Raw genomic sequence first — 18,596 nt, forward strand, 5'->3', positions numbered from 1 at the left:
CATTCAGGTGGCGAGAGAAAGAATCAAACTATCAGATATTTAGAGCCATTTCTTTTTTAGGAATGGCTCTTTTATTTTCATGAAGTTAGTGCTGATTACCTGATCATTGAGCCCGCAATATCTCACTTTTTCAAAACAGGTACTAGCGTTTCATTCCTGTTTGATAATGTTTTATGAACTCCTGGTATTCTTCCTCAAAAGTAGTTCGCCGGTGATGTTCCGGTTGATTCAAAATATATCTGCAAACCCTGTCTACATCTGATTTAGAAACCGAAAAAGCTGAAGCTGATTGCTGCCATGCAAATTTTCCTTTTATCAATTGGTTTGAATTAATAAATCGCTCAGAACTATTGGCAACTACCAAAACCAATTCCAATTCAGAAATGGAAGGAGAGCGGGAAACAAGCATATGAACATGCTCTGGATTTGCATAGATCGCATATAATTTTGATGAATTGTTAGAAACAATACCCGTTATGTATTTTTCAATTCTTTCCCGGATTTCTTCCCTGATAACAGGCATTCGCTGATAAGTAGTAAGGACAAAATGAGTGTAAAGGTTATTATATTCGATCTTCATGTCTGATAAGGTTAATAAGGTTTATTTCATTTTGATCTTCTTAGCTACTAAGCTCTATATCTTAAAAATAAGGTTTTTACACATTCTAATCAAGCTTGCAGAAATACCTTCATTTAAAAACACATTCAAAATGGAGCAGAAATAAACCTTATTCTTTGCTTACCAAGCTTAGTAGACAATTAAATTATACAAAAACCAAAACCTTATTACCTTATTTTCCAGGGATAAACACTAAGTTAGACGCGTTAAATAGAAACAAAAGTATTTTCCCCTGTAACTTCCTGTTCACTCGTCCGTCATATCCAGTGAACAGTGTTTAAAAACGAATGACCGTAAACGAATATAACCTGGCTGTTGATGAATATTCGGACCGTTTGTACCGGTTCGTCCTTAAAAGCATTAGGGACACGCACAAGGCAGAGGACATTGTGCAGGACAGCTATGAAAAGCTGTGGAAAAACGTGGAAAATGTTAATGCCGCGAAAGTAAAGGCTTATTTATTTACCACGGCTTACCATACCATGATCGACCGGATACGAAAAGAGAAACATTCGGTGTATGCCGACGATATTACGATGCCCGAACAAGGGCAGGAAAACAATTACACCGACCTGGCAGAAGTTTTACGCGAAGCTGTGGACAAACTGCCTGAAGTACAGCGAATGGTTGTGTTGCTTCGCGATTATGAAGGATACAACTACAAGGAAATTGGCGAACTTACCCACTTAAGCGAAGCACAGGTAAAAGTGTATATTTACCGCGCCAGGGTATTTTTAAAAAAATACATCGGAAGTATTGAGGCGGTTGCCTGATAAAGAAAAGGAAAAGAAGTTGAACATGAAGATCACAAGGCAAAATTACGAAGCATATTTCATCGATTACCTGGAAGGTAACCTGGATGAACAGCTGGTGGATGTCTTTATCGACTTTCTGCAACAGAATCCCGATCTGAAAGAGGAACTCGAACTTTTCAGTGCCGTAACAGCTGTGCCCGAATCGCTTACTTTCAATAAAAAGAAAACGCTTTACCACGAAAAATACGATCTCGAAAGCGCGTTCAATCAGGCAGCAGTTGCCAGGCTCGAAGGCGATCTTTCTGCGCAGGAAATGCACGATTTTGAAGCTTATATTTTGTCGCATCCGGAAAAACAAGAAGACATTGACCAGTTTGATAAGACCCGACTCAAAGCCGACGAAAGCATCCGGTTCGAAAAGAAAAACAAGCTTTACAAACGAGCCGCCGGAAAAACCCTTTTGCTTTGGAGCACCCGTGTGGCAGCTATTTTAATAGTGGGCCTGGTAGTTTTTAGCCTGGTAACAAGAAACCGGAAAACAAACGTTCCTACCAATCAGCTTGCCCAAGTAGAAGAAAGCAAAGAACCGCAGCCTTCTGCTCAACCCGAAGTTGTTTTTATACAAGAACATGTGGCTGAAAAACAAAACCTTGCAGATGTGCCGGAAAAACCTGTTCAGAAAAAAGCTATACCAAAGAAGAGTGTCAACACTCCGAAAATTATTCAAAAAAATGCCCAGCCAGAACCAGTAATTGTAAGGGCCCGCATAGAAATGCCGCAGGAAATAAAAACACTCACGGCATCGCTCGATGTTCCGCATCCGAACGAATCTTTAGGCACCATGTACATTACCGTTCCGGAAACTTCGCATTCCAACATCGAAGAAAAGCTGTTGGCAGAAGTCGTGCTCGAAAAAACCGGGCTCAACGATCTTTCCATGAGTAAGATCAAAAAAGCCGGATTAAAACTGGTTTCGGGCTTCACCAAAGAAAATCTTACCTACAAAACCGATGCTGAAGGTGAAATAACCGAGATCAACTACGACTCTCGTTTACTGGCTTTTACCATTCCTACCAATACCCGCGAAAAAGCCGACGGTCAATAAATCCGCTCTTTTTTTTCATCGATTTTACAATCGCCTGTAACTTTTTAAAACAGCAGTCCGTCACAGCATCAGAAACAAAAAATAGAAACAGATGAAATCGTTTATGACCTTACTCCTGTGCAGTGTTTTAGTAAGCAACCTTTTTGCACAAGAAGATACCACCCAGGTAAAAGTTTTGAAAAAAAATGTGGTGACCGTTGTTGAAGACGGCAATGGAACCAAAGTGAAAGTAGGAGAAAACAAAGGCGTTGAAGTAATTACTGACGACTGGGGCGATACCACGCGTATCAGAATCGGACGGCGTACTTTCGATGTTGTGGAAAACGGGCACAGAACCTACGTAAATGTTAGCAAGGAGCCCCGGAGCAAAAACTGGAACGGTCATTTTAACCCGCATTGGGCCGGCATTGAAGTAGGAATGAACCTGTTTAGCAGCACCGATTATTCCATGTACAACGGAGACGAGTTTTTTGATCTTATTCCCGGAAAATCACTCACCTGGAACATCAACTTTGCAGAGTGGGCTTTCAGAAACCAACGCAATAACTTTGCTCTGGTTACAGGTCTGGGATTCAGCTTTTCGGATTACCGCTTCGACCGCCAAATCACCATCGAAAAAGACCCAAACAACGGAATGATCATCCCGGTATCGCTGGAAGATCTCGACAAATTCGACAAATCGAAACTAACGATGACGTATTTAACCGCGCCGATCATTTTGGAGGGGAAAACGCCGCTTCGGATGGGAGGTTCTCACCTTTACCTGGCCGGGGGTGTAATTGGCGGCCTGCATATCGGCTCGCACACTAAGTACAAATACGACGGCAACAAAGAAAAATCAAGAGGCAACTTTAACCTTTCGCAATTCAAGGTAGACCTCACCGGAAGAATCGGGTTTGGCGATTTCTGCGTGTTTGTAAATTACGGATTAACGCCGCTGTTTAAAGACGGCAAAGGGCCCGAACTTAACCCAATGATGATCGGCATCTCGTTCCCCAATATCTAGAAGAGAACTCAAGCCATGAAAGATATAGATCCCCGGTAGTTTTGCCGGGGATTTTTTGTTGTAAAAACCTCCGATTCAACTACTTTTATTTTCAAATAAACAGGATGGAGTTTTTAAATTATTTCCCGCTGATAGGATTTCTGCTGATGATGGCTTTTGTGGCAGCAAGGGTATACATCCTCACACAAAAACAAATCCGGGTGATGGCTGCAGCCAATCCCAAAAAGCCTTTGCAAATCTTACGTTATCTCATTTTTACTTTCTTATTTTTGCTTTGGTTCCTCGAACTGTGCCAGCCTGTTTTTTCGTTTTCCATTCTTCCGGAATTGCTTACACGAATTCTTATCAGCGGTGCCGTTCTAAAAACAGCCGGTGCAATGTTGATCACTCTTGCATTGGTTTTATGGGTGCTAACGCTTGTTCATTTTAAAACATCGCTACGCTTGGGCCTTGATGTCACGAACCGCGGAAAACTCATCACCACTGGTATATTCTCCGTTTCGCGCAACCCCTTTTTTCTTTCCCTCGATCTTTACTTTTTTGGAGTTGCACTGGTTTTTCCCAATGTTTTTATGATTGCTTTCACATTAGCAGCCCTTGTCGGTATTCATTTTTCGATTTTGAAAGAAGAGCGTTTTCTCCTTCAAAACTATGGGGAAGAATACCAAAACTATCAGCAAAAAACGGGAAGGTATTTTTGAAATTCTTGTGCTTGGCTATTGCTCCGTAGAAATAAAAAAATTGCTCTCTTTTCCCAGCCGGTAATCAAAACGTCCATACGATATTTTAGTGGTATTACCGATTGAATCTGTTACTGAAAACCCAAAAGTACCGGAAAAAATGGCGCTACTCAATGGGGCGTTCAGTTCAACCTTCCGGATATAGAGTTGGCCAACTCCCCTATTTTTATATGCTTCCTGATATTTTGATTCACGGATGAAAAATGCCTTATTTGTTACTCCATCAAGTACAATTTTTTGTCCTTCCAAATGGCTTATATCCTCAAATCCATCCACTCCCGATTCATGAAGAGAAAATTCAATACTTGCATGCTTGTTTTCTGCACTTCCGGGAAAGCGTAGAACAATACTATCTTTTTCAGGCCATACATTCATCAAAGGAGGGTATGAATACCCATACAAACTCCACGTTAACTGTGATTCCCATACTTTGTTGCCGACAAAGGCACCCGCAACATTGTTACCGCTTTCGGTGTATTTCGGAAGCCGTGGGTCGATTGGATCAGGAACAAATATACCGTTGCAGGCGAACAGCCCAATTGCCAGACCTGCCAGCCATAGCTTATTTACCAAACGCAATTTTTTCATTCCTCAATTTGATTTTAATGCCTGCCGAAAAGCAAACGTTGTAGATGTCGTTTATATCCTCTTCAAAATCTCCCATTTCATCGATTAACACATAATCCAGCATATACCTCAACCCATAAGTAGCCCTCGTGTAAAAACTAACTCTTGAGTTATCGAAAACACTTATTCCCAATACCAATCCCGTATCGAAATGCCTGTATGTTTTCATTCCCTGCTTGATACTCGTTGACATCAATTGGCTTAGTTCAATCCCGCCCTGAACCGAAAAAAACGAATGTGGCGTATAATTTACTAAAACCGGTAATGTCAGGTAATTAAAACGAAAAGTGTAATCTTCGGCAAAGCTTTGCAGATAACCTTTTTGCGAGAAAATCACTTCGTTTGTAAGGGACAATTTTTCGAGGCTTTTTATCGGATAATACTGAACACTTACCCCAAAATGATAAGCAGTAAGACCATTCTTGCTCTCCAACGAAACATCGCTTCGTACATTGCTAAAATTAACACCCCCGATTACTGCAATTTGTGCCTCGGTTTTCAACACAAAAACAAAGAACAACCAACACAACGCAAACAGCTTAAAAAACAGCGTTGGAGATTTACAGGAGACAATTTTGGGAAATTTCATAATTCAGGTTATTGATTTATTAGCAGATGATAAATACAAGCCGATGGTTGCGTTGATTGATAAAACAAGAACAATAATTGAAAATAGAGTTTTTTATCACCAGCTATCTTTTACAAACTAAACCTGGTAATAAGAATCGTGCCTTGTCTTGAAACAAAGCGCAAATCAGCCAATAACTTGACCGATCTCAATATCAATGAATGGGTTCATCAAAACACCTTTTCCCCTCCAATCCAGGTACTTTCCACTTTTGCATTCAGCACTTGTTTGGGCGATGCCGTCATTAAGTCGGTATCGAGTACCACAAAATCGGCATATTTACCGGGTTCGAGGCTTCCTTTTTCATTTTCTTCAAACGATGCTTTTGCGGCCCAGATGCTCATAGAGCGCAGCGTTTGTTCGCGTGTCAAGCCTTCGGCGATGTGCCAGCCGCCTTCGGGCGAACCTTCGTGATCGGTACGAAAAACCGAGGAATAGAAGGTAAACAGCGGCTCAATGTTCTCCACCGGGAAATCGGTTCCATTGGGCAGCCAGCCGTTTTGCTGAAGCAATGTCTGGTACGCATAAGCACCTTTGATCCGTTCCGGGCCCAGTCGATCTTCCGCCCATGGCATATCGGAAGTACAATGCGTTGCCTGAATGGAAGGAACGATGGAATACTGCCCGAATTTTTCAAAATCATCCGGGTTTACAATCTGTGAGTGCTCAATGCGCCAGCGACGGTCATTTTTTCCTTTTAAATACTTTGCATAGGTATCCAGCACCAGGCGGTTTCCGCCATCGCCAATGGCATGGGTGGCAACCATGTAGTTGTTATCGTAAGCCAACCGGCATATGCTGTCGTAAAATTCCTGCGGCTCTATCTGAAGTCCGCTGTTCCCGGGATCATCCGAATAATCAGCTAAAAGTAAGGCACCCCGCGATCCAAGTGCGCCATCCGCATAAATTTTAATCGTGTTTACCAACAAGCGGTCGGTTTTGTAAGCTCCTTTTTTTACAAAATATTCGAAGTTTTCCTGTGTTGGGTCCAGCATTGCATTGATTCGCATTTTCAAAACACCTGCTTTTTGCATTTCATCCATCAGCAAAATGGTATTTTTCCCCAGGCCGCAATCGGTAACCGAAGTAAGTCCCGCTTCAAAACAATTCTTTTGGGCGGCCAGCAAGCCTTTCTCCTGCTGTTCAGGAGTTATATCAGGAACAAGACGAAATACCAATCCCATGGCATTGTCGATTAAAATCCCGCTGGGTTCTCCGTTTTTCAACAGAACTTCTCCCCCCATTACTTTCGAAGAAGCAGTTACTCCGGCCATTTCAAGTGCTTTTGAGTTGCACCATCCGGCATGTCCGTCAACGCGAACCAGGTAAACCGGCGTGTTGGGAAACAGCTCATCCAGCTTTGTTTTGTCCGGAAATTGCTTTTCTTCCCAGTCGTTCTGATCCCAGCTCCGGCCTAAAATCCATTCCCCTCCAAACTTTTCGTAATGGGTTTTTAAGCGTTCGTAAATTTCTTCCGGGCTTTGGGTGCCGCGTAAATCGGCATATTGTGTCAGGTTACTTCCATAGCCGTTAAAATGGCAATGCGCATCGTTGAAACCGGGATACACAAACTTTCCTTTCAGATCAAGGGTGGTTTGGCCTTCGTATTTCGAACGTATTTCCTCTGAAGTCCCAACTGCCACTACTTTTCCCTGGTCCACCGCCATGGCTTCTGCAGTGGTAAAATCTTCATTGATGGAATAAACCGTAGCATTGGTTAAAACCAGGTCTACTTTTTCTTTGGTGGTACAGCTGATCATAAAAAACAGTATTACTAAAATCGGAACTAATCTTTTCATTACCTAGGTGTTGAGTTTCAGCAAATGTATGGATTAAAGAGCTATTCTAAAACATACACAAGTTACTGTTCAGCTGAATATTATTTATAACTTTACCCACTGATAGAAAAGACAAAGGAAAATGTTTACAGTCGGAATATTTACAACCCATATCCCCTACCTGGCTTTCCTGCTTTTCTATGCCTATTTTCTTCTTTTTGGTGTGAACGAGGCCAGCAACGGCAACATCCGTGTAAGCGAAAACTCACAAGAGGTTGAATTTAATCTGAATACACAGCACACGGTTTACCTTTCAGACCTGGTTTATCACTTCGACACTCAATACGAAAAAACAGAAGAAACCGAGCTTCCGCAACTATTTCAAAAATTCCACTGGAAGAGCTGGTTCAAACATACCTTGTACCAACAAGACCCCGGTCAGGGGCATTTCTTCTGTCGTCCCCCTCCGGTAGCGGCCTAGCCAATACCTGAAAGTTATCTGTTTCCCTATTTCGGGGGAAGAATTTGCATCAACAATTTTGAAACCACATGAAGAAAACCGCAATGCTTTTGGCGGCAGTACTGATCAGTATTACTGCTGCAAAAGCACAAAAAAAAGCTATTCAAGACTCCATCAAACACTACCAGTTAGAGGACATTGAAATAAAATCGCCTAAATACAACCGCAATGTATTTGAGATTCCGGCTGCTGCCACAATGGTGCCCGAACGCTTGATTGAGAATAACAAAATTCAGAACCTGACCGATATTTCGGCAGTGGTTCCCAACTTTTTTATGCCCGATTATGGCTCCAAACTTACTTCACCGGTTTACATCCGGGGAGTTGGTAACCGGATCAACACACCGTCGGTAGGCCTTTATGTTGACGGCATTCCCTATTTTGAGAAATCAGCTTTCAATTTTGATTTCTTTGATGTGGAGCGTATCGAAGTATTGCGTGGCCCACAGGGAACACTGTACGGAAGAAACGCCATGGGAGGTTTGATCAACGTTATCACCAACCAACCCGGCAATAAACGACGCACCAGTGTTGCTGCCGATTACGGAAATTTTAACCAGATCAATGCGCAGGTTTCGCACAACCAGCCGATCAGCAAAAGCCTGGCTGTGTTGGGTAACTTAAGTATCCGTGACAACGAAGGCTTTTTTACCAACCATTTTAACAACACAAAAGTGGATGCTCTTGAGAGTTATTCCGGCCGGTTAAAACTTGCCTATAATCCGCTAAAAAATTTCCAGGTTAGCGGTAATATTCAGTATGAAGACAGTAAACAAATCGGCTATCCTTACGCTGTGTTTAATGATTCAACCAACCAGGCCGGAAATGTTAATTATGACCACGAAAGCGTGTACAACCGAAAAATGTTGTCGACAGGTGTCAACTTAAGTTATGCCAGTGAACAATACCTGTTTACAGCTACCACAAGTTATCAATCGGTGGACGACTTTCAGGATATTGACCAGGACTTTACTCCGCAATCGCTCTTTTTTGTTACGCAGGATCAAAAACAACACATGTTTTCTCAGGAATACAACCTGCGCTCGAATGGAGACAAATTGTACAACTGGTTGTTTGGCATATTCTCGTTCAAACAGGTACAAGATAAGTCGGTTACGGTAGAATATGGACAAGATGGCATAGCAGCCTACCGACTCCCGTATTCGGAATATTATTACACCAAGAGCTATGACAATATCAATTCAGGCGTTGCTTTTTTTCATCAATCAACATTTGATTACGGAGGGCTCTCGTTTACGATAGGATTGCGCGCCGATTTTGAAAAAGCCACGTTGGATTATGTTTACGACAAATTCCCAAACGGTGTACTTAAACCGGTCGAAACGTTTAACAGCTCAATGGATTTCTTTGAAATTCTTCCGCGATTTGCGCTTAAGTACAGCATATCCGAATACTTTGTTCCGTATGCAACCGTTGCAAAAGGGTATAACTCAGGAGGCTTTAATTCTACCTTTGAGCGTGACGAAGATCGCTCGTTCGAACCCGAACATTCGTGGAACTACGAAGCGGGGATCAAAGCAAAATGGTTGCAACAGAGAGTATATGCCAACCTGGCTTTCTTTTACATTGACTGGACCAACCAGCAAATTTATCAGACCGTACCGAGCGGAACCGGTTCGATGTTGACAAACGCAGGTAAATCAGAAAGCAAAGGCGTTGAATTTGAAATAAAAGCGTTGCCGGCCAAGCACCTCGAAACCTGGTTTAATTTTGGATATAACCACGCCAAATTCATCGACTATGTAAAAGATGAAGACGAGGATTACAGTGGAAATTACATTCCCTATGTTCCCCGGTTCTCTTTTAACGTAGGGGGTAACTACTCGCTCGAACTCAATAAAACATGGCTCGACCGGGTGCGTTTTCACCTTACCTACAACGGTTTTGGCAAGCATTACTGGAAAGAAACCAACGAAGCTTACCAGTCGTACTACGGCTTACTGAACCACCGCATCAGTTTCGAAAAAAAGAATGTAACACTGTCATTCTGGGGTAAAAATATTTTAGATAGTCATTACAATTCTTTCTATTTTCAGGCACTGGGACATTCGTATGCGCAAATCGGGAAACCGGCAACCATGGGACTGAACCTGAAAGTTGTATTCTAGCAGGCAGATGAAGAAAAATGAACTGAACAAATACGGCACCCTGCTGAGCCTCTACCTGGCACAGTCGATCCCGATGAGTTTTTTCTCGACGGTGATCCCTGTGATCATGCGCATGGAAAACTACTCACTGGAGTCGATCGGTTACATCCAGTTGATCAAGCTTCCATGGATTTTAAAACTGCTTTGGGCACCTCTGGTTGATTTCACCAGCAAAACCAAAGCCCAGTACCGGCGTTGGATCCTGGCTTCCGAGGTATTTTATGCAATGGTGATCGTAAGCATTGGATCGCTGAACCTGGCCACCGATTTTATTACTATTATAGTGCTGATGGTGATTGCCTTTACGGCATCAGCCACGCAGGACATTGCCACCGATGCATTTGCCATTCTCGTTCTGAAAAAAGAAGAACGCAGCCTGGGAAACAGTATGCAATCGGCCGGCAGTTTTATCGGAACCATGTTGGGAAGCGGCGTGCTGCTGATCATCTACCACTACTGGGGTTGGCAAATGCTTTTGCACTCGCTTGGCGCCTTTGTGTTACTGGCACTCATTCCGGTAACCCTGTACAAAGTGCGAAAAGACAAGGAAACAAGAAGCACCGGCAAAAAGGTTTCGCCGCTTGACTTTGCCTATTTCTTCAAACAAAAGAAAATTGGCGGGCACGTATTGCTGCTGTTTCTCTTTTACTCGGGAATCATCGGAATACTGACCATGGTGAAACCCTACTTTGTGGACCTGGGTTACGATGTAAAGAAAATCGGCGTCATCTCGGGAATCTTCGGAACTGCCTGCGGTGTGGCCATGACCATCCCCGCCGGAATGTTTCTCCGCCGCAGAGGAATTGTACGATCAGTCTGGTATTTTCCGGTGCTGAACCTGCTGGTGGCGGTCTATTTCTTTGGATTAACATTTACGAACCATCAACTGATATTGATTTATATCGGCGTCGCATTGCTTTGGGGAGCCTATGCAATGGCATCGGTATTTGTGTATACCATGAGTATGCAGGTGGTACGAAAGGGCCGCGAAGGAACCGACTTCACGATCCAGATCGTTATCACCCATCTTAGCAGTTTGGTAATTGCAATAATGAGTGGAAAAATCGCTGATGCAATCGGTTACCGTGGATTATTTGGTATCGAGATTGCCCTGAGCGTGATCCTTTTACTGCTTTTACCGTTTATATTCAATGTATCGTTTTACGAGCGGGAAGAAGAATAACGCTGTAAACGATTTTACTTTAAAATTTCAGATTATGCAGATCGATCAAAAACTTATTCAGAAATACAATACTCCGGTACCGAGGTACACGAGTTATCCTCCTGCCAATTTTTTTACTCCTGATTTTACCGCAGATGATTACATCCGGATTCTGGAGCGTTCAAACGATGAAAATCCGCAGAACATCTCGATTTATATTCACATTCCGTTTTGCCCGAAAATTTGTTATTACTGTGGCTGTAACACCCATTTAACAAAAGATCAGGATAAAATGCGGCGGTATGTAGATGCGGTGAAAAAAGAGATCCTGATGGTAAAAAGCTACCTCGATCCTAACAGAAAAGTATCGCAGGTTCACTGGGGTGGCGGAACACCCAATTCATTACCGGTGGGAATGATCGACGAGATCATGCAGGTAATTCACGACAATTTTATTTTTATAGACAAAGCCGAAATTGCCATGGAGTGCCACCCGGCCATGCTCGATGAAGAGTTTATTGAAAGGCTGGTGGCCATGAAATTCAACCGTTTCAGCCTAGGTATTCAGGATTTTGATCAGAAAGTGCTGGACAACGTCAACCGCGACGGGTCCATCATTCCGGTGGAAGAACTGGTGGCCATGATCCGGAAACACCCCAATACGGGCATTAACCTCGACTTTATTTACGGACTTCCTTTCCAGGATGTGGATTCGTTTGCCAAAACCATTGAACGGGCCATCGAAATATCGCCCGACCGTTTGGTAACTTTCTCCTACGCGCATGTTCCGTGGGTACGCAAAGCACAGAAAATACTCGAAGCCAAAGGGCTTCCGTCAGCCAGCAAAAAGCTTGATATGTTTGAAAAAGGCTATCAGCTGCTTACCCAAAACGGCTACGAAGCCATTGGTCTGGACCATTATGCCAAACCCGACGACGAGTTGGCCATCGCTTTTAACAGCAAAAAACTTCACCGTAATTTCCAGGGCTACTGTACCCGCGAAACTACCGGCCAGGTGTATGCTTTTGGAGCTACCGGCATCAGCCAGCTAGAAAGTGCTTATGCTCAGAACATAAAAGACACCAATACATACGTTGATCAGATCAACAAAGGAAAATTCACGGTTGAAAAAGGCTATGAACTCACTCAACGTGAGAAAATAATCCGCCATGTGATCAACGAAGTAATGTGTAATTACTATATTTCATGGAAAGAAACGGAACAGGTTTTTGGCGTTACCGTCGATGAAATCAAAAAGGCAATCAGTTACGAAGAAGAATCACTGGGGGCATTTGCAGAAGAAGGATTGCTGATTTTTAACAACGACGAAATTACGGTACCCGATCGCGGAAAGTTTTTTGTGAGAAACATTGCCGCCAACCTCGATCCGAACTTAAAAAATGCAACACAGAAATTCTCAAGAGCCCTGTAAGGTGAACAAAGAAAATGTTAAAATAGCCATTATCGGCGCCGGGTTAACCGGGTTAACCACCGCTTTCTACCTCAAAAAGAACGGTGTTAACTTTCATGTTTTTGAAAAAGACGATCGTCCGGGAGGAGTTATCCGAACCAATCAGCAGGATGGTTTTGTATTTGAATCGGGACCGAATACCGGTGCTTTGGGCCAACCCGAAGCTGCCGAGCTTTTTGAAGACCTGAAAGACGACTGCACGCTGGAAGTAGCCAACGAATCGGCCAAGGCCCGCTGGATCTGGCTAAACGGGAAATGGCGCGTTATTCCTTCGGGTTTGATCGGCGGTATAACCACTCCCCTCTTTACCTTTGGTGACAAACTTCGTATTTTGGGCGAGCCTTTCCGAAAACCGGGCACCAATCCCGATGAAACCATCGCTGAAATGGTGCGCCGACGCATGGGAAAAAGCTTTCTCAGAAATGCAGTCGATCCCTTTTTATCGGGGGTTTATGCCGGCGATCCGGAAAAACTGATCACCCGTTTTGCACTGCCCAAACTTTACAACCTCGAACAAAACTATGGCAGTTTTATTGGCGGAAGCATCAAAAAAGCCAAGGAGCCCAAAACAGAACGCGAAAAGAAAGCTACCAAGGTTGTTTTTTCGGCTGAAGGTGGTTTGGAAAACCTGGTAAAAGCGCTTGTAAAAAATATTGGCGAAGAAAACATCAGCCTGAATTGTAAAAACCTGGAAGTAAAAAAACAGGAAGGTGAAAATTCCTATCAGCTCGGTGAAGAAACATTTACCCACGTAATTTCTACGGTTGGAGCGTATGGGCTGCAGAATTTGTTCCCTTTCCTTCCGGCCGAAAAAGTCAACGAAATCAACCAGATGAAATATGCGAAAGTAACGCAGGTTTCGCTGGGATTTAAAAAATGGGAGGGTCTTCCGATCAGATCGTTCGGTGGACTGGTGCCTTCCGCTGAAAAACGACAGGTATTGGGAATCTTATTCCTTTCTTCGTTTTTGAAAAACCGTGCCCCCGAAGGCGGCGCCATGTTGTCGGTATTTATGGGCGGTATTCGCAAACCCGAATTGTTTGACCTGAGCGACGAAGAACTGTTAAAAGTTGCTGAGCAGGAAGTTACCGAAATGATGGGACTCAAGACATTCAATCCCGATGTATGCCGTATTTTCCGTTACCAACATGCCATTCCGCAATACAGTTTTGAAAGCGAACAAAAACTGGCAGCCATTTCTGCGCTCGAAAAGGAATTCCCGGGTGTAATACTGGCCGGAAACATTCGCGACGGAATCGGAATGGCCGACCGCATCAAACAAGGCCGCATCATTGCTGATCAATTTTCAACCAACTGATATGAACAAGTCGAACACAGCTGTTTTGCTGGTAAATGTAGGTAGCCCAGATGCACCTACCAAACCGGCAGTACGTCGTTACCTCACTCAATTTCTGAACGATAAACGGGTGATAGACATTCCGTGGCTAACGAGGAAAATACTCGTAAACCTGATCATCATTCCTTTCAGAGTTAAAAAATCGACACAATTGTACCTGCGGCTTTGGACCAAAAAAGGTTCGCCACTTATTTACCTGTCCAAAGAATTGCAGGAAAAGTTGCAGGATAAATTGGGTGAAAAAGCCGATGTTTTTTTAGGCATGCGATACGGAAACCCGGGGTATAAGCAGGCGCTTCTTCAAATTCAGAAAGAAGGATATAAAAAGTTGATCGTTTTGCCGCTTTTCCCGCAACATGCGCTTTCGACCACTGAAACGGCTTTTGTGGCTGTTGAAGACTACATTCAGAAAAAGAAAATAAATATCGAGGTGGTCCGGATCGGACAATTCTTCCGGAATCCGGGCTTTATAAAAGCTTTTGCTGAACAGGCGCAGAAATACGATCCGAAGAGTTTCGATTTTGTACTTTTCTCCTACCATGGTCTGCCCAACCGTCAGGATGAAAAGAGTCAACCCGATGAACAACCTGCCGGTGAAACCTATGCTTACAGCCGGGCCTGTTGCGAAACAACCCAACTGATTGCCAACGAAATGGGTCTGAAAGACGATGAATATACCATTGGATTTCAATCGCGGCTTTCCAAAAACTGGCTCACTCCATTTTCGGATGAAGTACTCGACCGAAAACTTCAGGAAGGAAAAAAGAGAATACTGGTGCTTGCGCCGGCTTTTGTAACCGACTGCCTGGAAACCATTGTTGAGATTGAACACGATTACAACCGTGAATTCAAACAAAAAGGTGGAGAAAAAGTGCAGCTGGTGGAAAGTTTAAATACACATGACCGCTGGGTGGATACACTGTGCGAACTGATTGAAGCAAAACTTGATTAGCAGATGACCGGTTTCCTGAACATTCTTCTGTTTCAACTATATCCCGAAGAGCTTTGGATCCGTGTTTTATTAACCTGTCTTGCTACTTTTGCGGTTAACCTGCCTTTTGGATATATGCGAGGAAAGTTCAGGAAACTCTCTTTCTGGTGGTTTTTCTTTATTCATTTGCCGGTTCCGCTGATTATACTTATCCGGAAATTTTTTGGTCTGTCGCTGACCTGGGAACTGGCCCCCTTTCTGATCGGAAGTTTTTTTCTTGGGCAATTTGTCGGGCGAAAAATCTATTCCAAATGGCCCTGGAAAGACACCAAAACATCAGCTTAACCTACTTGCCAAAGAACTACCTTACCACCACTGTTTTTATGTTGGTGAATTCTTTAATGCCATGTACCGATAACTCCCGTCCAAAACCGCTGGTTTTTATGCCACCGAAAGGTAGCCGTGGATCAGACTTCACAAAATCGTTCACAAAACAGGCACCCGCTTCAAGGCGCATTTCTGCGATATTTTCGCCCTTTGATGTGTTGGCGGTGAAGATAGCCGCCCCTAAGCCAAATTCGGTGTCATTGGCCACTTTAACGGCTTCCTGAAGGTCTTTTACTTTTATCACCGAAGCCACCGGCCCAAAAAGCTCCTCGTCATATGCCGGCATTCCGGGTTTTAAATTCTCCAGAATAGTGGGTGGGTAAAAAGCGCCTTTTATGCGGGGAATCTCGCCTCCGATGATCACTTCAGCACCTTTTTCAACCGAGGCCACTACCTGCTGATGCAATTCGTCGCGCAAATCGAACCGGGCCATGGGACCCATCGTTGTGTCTTCATCAAAGGGATCACCAAATACGGCCTCACTCATTTCGTGCGTAAACAACTCCAGGAAATGGGCATAAACCTTTTCTTCCACGATAAAGCGTTTGGCGCCAATACAGCTTTGCCCGGCATTTAACAGCCTTCCTTTGGCGCATTTTTGCGCCGCATACTCCATGTCGGCATCTTCCAGAATAATGTACGGATCGCTGCCTCCCAGTTCGAGCAGACATTTTTTAAGTTCCGATCCGGCGATGGCAGCCACACTTTTACCGGCAGGCGTACTTCCGGTTAAGCTAACCGCCTTTATGGCTTTATGACGAATTACCTTTTCAACCTGCTTGCTACCGATCAACAGTGTACGAAAAACGTTCTCAGGGAAACCGGCTTCACGAAACAATTCTTCGATGGCAATGGCACACCCCGGCACGTTGCTGGCGTGTTTCAGTACTGCTGTGTTCCCAGCCATCAGTGTTGGCGCAGCAAAGCGAAATACCTGCCAAAACGGAAAGTTCCAGGGCATAATTCCCAAAACAGTTCCGATGGGCTGATACGAAACATATGATTTGGATGCTTCTGTGGGAATCGGTTCATTCTCCAGAAAACTTTCGGCATTTGCTGCATAATAATCACAAGCCCAGGCACACTTGTCAATCTCGGCCATTCCTTCCTGTTTCACCTTGCCCATTTCAAGCGCCATCAGAAATGCCAGTTCTTCTCTTTTCGATTTCAACAGACTCGATAAATTTTGCATCAGCTGGCTTCGAAACATAAACGAAGTACTTCTCCAATGGTGCCAGGTTTTATCTACGGCATTGATTATTTTTTCTGTCCCCTCGCTGGTATGAGCTTCATACGATTTTACCACTTCGCCAGTGGTTGGATTGACCGATTGTAGCATAGTGAATGTTTGTTAATCAAAAAACTAAATTACAAAAAATAACCGGTGTGCAGCCCGTTTGCGTTCACCGGTATTTTTTGTTTTCAGGTTTAGCAAGAAGAAAATGAATCCCTAAAAAAACAGAGCTTTCACTAACACTCCTTGCAACTCATTGTATCAGTTTATTTTACCTCCATCCATTCCTAAAACAAAGTTGCTCAAAGTGGCTTTTAGCACCACATTTTCGTAGCCTGGTTTTAAAACCGTGAGGTGTTCCGAATGTTCCGCACTGCCAATATAACCATAGCCATTGGTGGTTCGGGCCCACCCTTTTAAACGAAACTGATAGGCGCAGGTAACAGGCGGCACCCACTCCCCGCTTCCGGGAACCGGAAGGTTAACAACACCTGTCCAATTTCCTGAACCAGGGTAACTTTGCGAGTGAATAACCGTACTTTGATTGCTCCCGTAGTGCGCCGACAAGCTGAACAAGCGCAGGTTCCCTTCAACATCGTTTGCCGTAATATTGAATTTTAGCCCATCGGTATCGCTGGTTAGTTTTACGATGGAACAAGCCGATTTTTGTACTCCGTTGTGGGTAATACTGTTGATATTCAGCTCCGGCAAATTATTGTCGATGTACAAAGTCAGCAATTCGGTATCTCCCGAATAAGAATCCACATCGATACGAAATTGATGGATCCCGGCATTCATCCCCACCGTATTGAACTGAATCAGCAAATCATCGATGGAATAATCCACGCTGGTATTCGGAATGGTGTACTTGTCGTCGGTATCCGGCCCGAAATGCCGCAACACATACTGACTGGTCGCATTGTCCCACTGGTAATTCTTCCAAGAGCTCAATAAAGGCGTAAAAGTACCCGAAGTCCCTTCGCGGTGCAGAACTTTGTACTTACGCCCCGACAGCCCCGCCAGCGTGGTGCGATTGCCAATTATATTCAGTGTTCCACCAAAGGCTGCATTTTCAACATACGGATGATAACCGGAGGCTGTGGTCGCCCGGCCCGAAACGATCTTGTCGTAAGGAATTAAACCTACCCCGCCAAAAACAGTTCCCATCGAGCCGCCCGGGAACATTCTTTTTTTCGAGAGAAATAAATAATGAAGGTTGGTAAAAGCGGTGTAAAAATTAGCAGGTTCGTTGTGGGTAAAACCCGGTGTGGTGGAAGCCACGCGAAAACCAAAGCGCGTATACGGAAACCAACTGCCAAGCGAAACATCCAGATCGGATAAAAGAAACTGCATTTTCCAGATTCGGTGCGGCGTATCTGAGTTAGGAGACGGCCCGAATTCGACCCTGCACATCGAAGGGCTTGTTTCATTTACCAAACCGGTCCAGCGCCCGGCACCGAGATAATACTGACGTCCCATTTTATTGGGGTTCCCCGGATACAAACCGTAGTTTACATCGTAATTCGGGGTAATGGCTGCGTTCCGGTTACGGTCGAAGGTAAACCAAAAGTAATCCCCGGTACCCGCATCATTTCCCTGATCGGCTGTCAGGTCAAGCGCAACGTACAAAAACTCGGCATTGTTTTTTACCAATACCTTTCCTTTTGGCGTATCCATTACTCCCGCATCAGTCCACAAGGAACTGTTAATGGAATCATCCAAATTAATGGGCATATCAACCCATGTACTTAACAATGTACTCATGATATTCAATTTTTGGGTTAAACAAATACTTTCAAAACCATGTGTTTAAATGATTTTGAAAAATTTAATGGTACCTACAAGTTAGGGGTTTTGGGAGTAAAATCATAACCGAAAAACATCCAATTAGTCTGTTTATCATATTGTTGAGACAAATTTTATCAAATTACACAGCAGTTTCCCGGAAGTCATTTTGAGTAAAAGCGCTCCTGCACTGTATTTCCCGCAAGGGATTAAAAAAGCATTTTAAACGAAGGTTTTATTGCTTTTTTTGGGAACCTGCAAAAAAAAGTTGACAAGTGCCGGGCAACAAAAAAGCAACCTTCACTGAAGATTGCTTTCTGTTT

The 18,596-nt window shown here is 43.8% G+C and carries 17 protein-coding genes; 11 read left to right on the forward strand and 6 right to left on the reverse strand.

Annotation, left to right across the window (positions count from 1 at the left end; genetic code table 11):
- Positions 1–142: 142 nt before the first annotated feature.
- On the reverse strand, positions 143–580 hold the full coding sequence (tnpA, locus tag INQ51_RS06995; RefSeq protein ID WP_233377165.1) for an IS200/IS605 family transposase: 438 nt from the start codon (positions 578–580) through the stop codon (positions 143–145).
- Positions 581–906: 326 nt separating this feature from the next.
- Between tnpA and INQ51_RS07000 the strand changes: the two genes are divergently transcribed.
- The 4 genes from INQ51_RS07000 to INQ51_RS07015 all read left to right on the forward strand — a co-directional run bounded on the left by INQ51_RS07000 (position 907) and on the right by INQ51_RS07015 (position 4,186).
- Positions 907–1,392, forward strand: coding sequence for an RNA polymerase sigma factor (locus INQ51_RS07000; protein WP_119437595.1), 486 nt, complete (start codon positions 907–909; stop codon positions 1,390–1,392).
- A gap of 25 nt (positions 1,393–1,417) precedes the next feature.
- Complete coding sequence (locus INQ51_RS07005; protein WP_233377166.1) at positions 1,418–2,479, forward strand: cytochrome c-type biogenesis protein CcmH; 1,062 nt, start codon at positions 1,418–1,420, stop codon at positions 2,477–2,479.
- A 91-nt stretch (positions 2,480–2,570) separates the two neighbouring features.
- A complete protein-coding gene (locus tag INQ51_RS07010) occupies positions 2,571–3,485 on the forward strand; it encodes a hypothetical protein (RefSeq protein ID WP_233377167.1) in 915 nt (304 codons plus the stop codon).
- Positions 3,486–3,589: 104 nt separating this feature from the next.
- The gene (locus INQ51_RS07015) at positions 3,590–4,186 is read left to right on the forward strand and encodes a methyltransferase family protein (RefSeq protein WP_233377168.1); all 597 of its coding nucleotides are present in this window, start codon (positions 3,590–3,592) and stop codon (positions 4,184–4,186) included.
- 15 nt (positions 4,187–4,201) lie between these two features.
- On the opposite strand, the gene INQ51_RS07020 is transcribed toward INQ51_RS07015, so the two are convergent.
- From INQ51_RS07020 to INQ51_RS07030, 3 genes are all read right to left on the reverse strand, one after another.
- On the reverse strand, positions 4,202–4,813 hold the full coding sequence (locus INQ51_RS07020; RefSeq protein WP_233377169.1) for a hypothetical protein: 612 nt from the start codon (positions 4,811–4,813) through the stop codon (positions 4,202–4,204).
- Positions 4,788–5,441: an outer membrane beta-barrel protein gene (locus INQ51_RS07025; protein ID WP_233377170.1), complete on the reverse strand. Its 654-nt coding sequence runs from the start codon at positions 5,439–5,441 to the stop codon at positions 4,788–4,790. Before INQ51_RS07025 ends, INQ51_RS07020 begins: the two co-directional genes overlap by 26 nt.
- Positions 5,442–5,650: 209 nt before the next feature.
- The gene (locus INQ51_RS07030) at positions 5,651–7,279 is read right to left on the reverse strand and encodes an amidohydrolase (RefSeq protein WP_233377171.1); all 1,629 of its coding nucleotides are present in this window, start codon (positions 7,277–7,279) and stop codon (positions 5,651–5,653) included.
- A gap of 121 nt (positions 7,280–7,400) precedes the next feature.
- Here INQ51_RS07030 and INQ51_RS07035 point away from each other — a divergent pair, with 121 nt between their 5' ends.
- The 7 genes from INQ51_RS07035 to INQ51_RS07065 all read left to right on the forward strand — a co-directional run bounded on the left by INQ51_RS07035 (position 7,401) and on the right by INQ51_RS07065 (position 15,212).
- Complete coding sequence (locus INQ51_RS07035) at positions 7,401–7,739, forward strand: hypothetical protein (RefSeq protein ID WP_233377172.1); 339 nt, start codon at positions 7,401–7,403, stop codon at positions 7,737–7,739.
- A 68-nt stretch (positions 7,740–7,807) separates the two neighbouring features.
- Positions 7,808–9,907, forward strand: coding sequence for a TonB-dependent receptor (locus INQ51_RS07040; protein WP_233377174.1), 2,100 nt, complete (start codon positions 7,808–7,810; stop codon positions 9,905–9,907).
- 7 nt (positions 9,908–9,914) lie between these two features.
- Positions 9,915–11,129, forward strand: a complete 1,215-nt coding sequence (locus tag INQ51_RS07045; RefSeq protein WP_233377175.1) for an MFS transporter — start codon at positions 9,915–9,917, stop codon at positions 11,127–11,129.
- A gap of 34 nt (positions 11,130–11,163) precedes the next feature.
- A complete protein-coding gene (hemN, locus tag INQ51_RS07050) occupies positions 11,164–12,540 on the forward strand; it encodes an oxygen-independent coproporphyrinogen III oxidase (RefSeq protein ID WP_233377178.1) in 1,377 nt (458 codons plus the stop codon).
- Positions 12,509–13,897: a protoporphyrinogen oxidase gene (gene hemG / locus INQ51_RS07055; protein WP_233377180.1), complete on the forward strand. Its 1,389-nt coding sequence runs from the start codon at positions 12,509–12,511 to the stop codon at positions 13,895–13,897. Before hemN ends, hemG begins: the two co-directional genes overlap by 32 nt.
- Before the next feature lies 1 nt (position 13,898).
- Positions 13,899–14,888 carry a ferrochelatase gene (gene hemH / locus INQ51_RS07060; protein ID WP_233377182.1) on the forward strand — a complete coding sequence of 330 codons (990 nt, stop codon included), beginning with the start codon at positions 13,899–13,901 and terminating at the stop codon, positions 14,886–14,888.
- A gap of 3 nt (positions 14,889–14,891) precedes the next feature.
- The gene (locus INQ51_RS07065; RefSeq protein ID WP_233377183.1) at positions 14,892–15,212 is read left to right on the forward strand and encodes a hypothetical protein; all 321 of its coding nucleotides are present in this window, start codon (positions 14,892–14,894) and stop codon (positions 15,210–15,212) included.
- A gap of 16 nt (positions 15,213–15,228) precedes the next feature.
- Here INQ51_RS07065 and INQ51_RS07070 read toward each other — a convergent pair whose 3' ends face one another.
- Both INQ51_RS07070 and INQ51_RS07075 read right to left on the reverse strand, forming a co-directional pair.
- Positions 15,229–16,593 carry an NAD-dependent succinate-semialdehyde dehydrogenase gene (locus INQ51_RS07070; RefSeq protein WP_233377185.1) on the reverse strand — a complete coding sequence of 455 codons (1,365 nt, stop codon included), beginning with the start codon at positions 16,591–16,593 and terminating at the stop codon, positions 15,229–15,231.
- 156 nt (positions 16,594–16,749) lie between these two features.
- On the reverse strand, positions 16,750–18,252 hold the full coding sequence (locus tag INQ51_RS07075; protein WP_233377188.1) for a hypothetical protein: 1,503 nt from the start codon (positions 18,250–18,252) through the stop codon (positions 16,750–16,752).
- Positions 18,253–18,596 lie beyond the last annotated feature (344 nt).

It is taken from the genome of Maribellus sp. CM-23 (assembly GCF_021354595.1).
Classification (GTDB): Bacteria; Bacteroidota; Bacteroidia; order Bacteroidales; family Prolixibacteraceae; genus Draconibacterium.

What these genes read in the sequence shown, in the direction of transcription:
- INQ51_RS07010 (WP_233377167.1), top strand. Translation starts at nt 2,571, where the DNA reads ATGAAATCGTTTATGACCTTACTCCTGTGCAGTGTTTTAGTAAGCAAC.
- INQ51_RS07025 (WP_233377170.1), bottom strand. Translation starts at nt 5,441, where the DNA reads ATGAAATTTCCCAAAATTGTCTCCTGTAAATCTCCAACGCTGTTTTTT.
- INQ51_RS07070 (WP_233377185.1), bottom strand. Translation starts at nt 16,593, where the DNA reads ATGCTACAATCGGTCAATCCAACCACTGGCGAAGTGGTAAAATCGTAT.
- INQ51_RS07065 (WP_233377183.1), top strand. Translation starts at nt 14,892, where the DNA reads ATGACCGGTTTCCTGAACATTCTTCTGTTTCAACTATATCCCGAAGAG.
- INQ51_RS07030 (WP_233377171.1), bottom strand. Translation starts at nt 7,279, where the DNA reads ATGAAAAGATTAGTTCCGATTTTAGTAATACTGTTTTTTATGATCAGC.
- INQ51_RS07020 (WP_233377169.1), bottom strand. Translation starts at nt 4,813, where the DNA reads ATGAAAAAATTGCGTTTGGTAAATAAGCTATGGCTGGCAGGTCTGGCA.
- INQ51_RS07015 (WP_233377168.1), top strand. Translation starts at nt 3,590, where the DNA reads ATGGAGTTTTTAAATTATTTCCCGCTGATAGGATTTCTGCTGATGATG.
- tnpA (WP_233377165.1), bottom strand. Translation starts at nt 580, where the DNA reads ATGAAGATCGAATATAATAACCTTTACACTCATTTTGTCCTTACTACT.
- INQ51_RS07045 (WP_233377175.1), top strand. Translation starts at nt 9,915, where the DNA reads ATGAAGAAAAATGAACTGAACAAATACGGCACCCTGCTGAGCCTCTAC.
- INQ51_RS07005 (WP_233377166.1), top strand. Translation starts at nt 1,418, where the DNA reads ATGAAGATCACAAGGCAAAATTACGAAGCATATTTCATCGATTACCTG.
- hemH (WP_233377182.1), top strand. Translation starts at nt 13,899, where the DNA reads ATGAACAAGTCGAACACAGCTGTTTTGCTGGTAAATGTAGGTAGCCCA.
- INQ51_RS07000 (WP_119437595.1), top strand. Translation starts at nt 907, where the DNA reads ATGACCGTAAACGAATATAACCTGGCTGTTGATGAATATTCGGACCGT.
- INQ51_RS07035 (WP_233377172.1), top strand. Translation starts at nt 7,401, where the DNA reads ATGTTTACAGTCGGAATATTTACAACCCATATCCCCTACCTGGCTTTC.
- INQ51_RS07075 (WP_233377188.1), bottom strand. Translation starts at nt 18,252, where the DNA reads ATGAGTACATTGTTAAGTACATGGGTTGATATGCCCATTAATTTGGAT.
- INQ51_RS07040 (WP_233377174.1), top strand. Translation starts at nt 7,808, where the DNA reads ATGAAGAAAACCGCAATGCTTTTGGCGGCAGTACTGATCAGTATTACT.
- hemN (WP_233377178.1), top strand. Translation starts at nt 11,164, where the DNA reads ATGCAGATCGATCAAAAACTTATTCAGAAATACAATACTCCGGTACCG.
- hemG (WP_233377180.1), top strand. Translation starts at nt 12,509, where the DNA reads ATGCAACACAGAAATTCTCAAGAGCCCTGTAAGGTGAACAAAGAAAAT.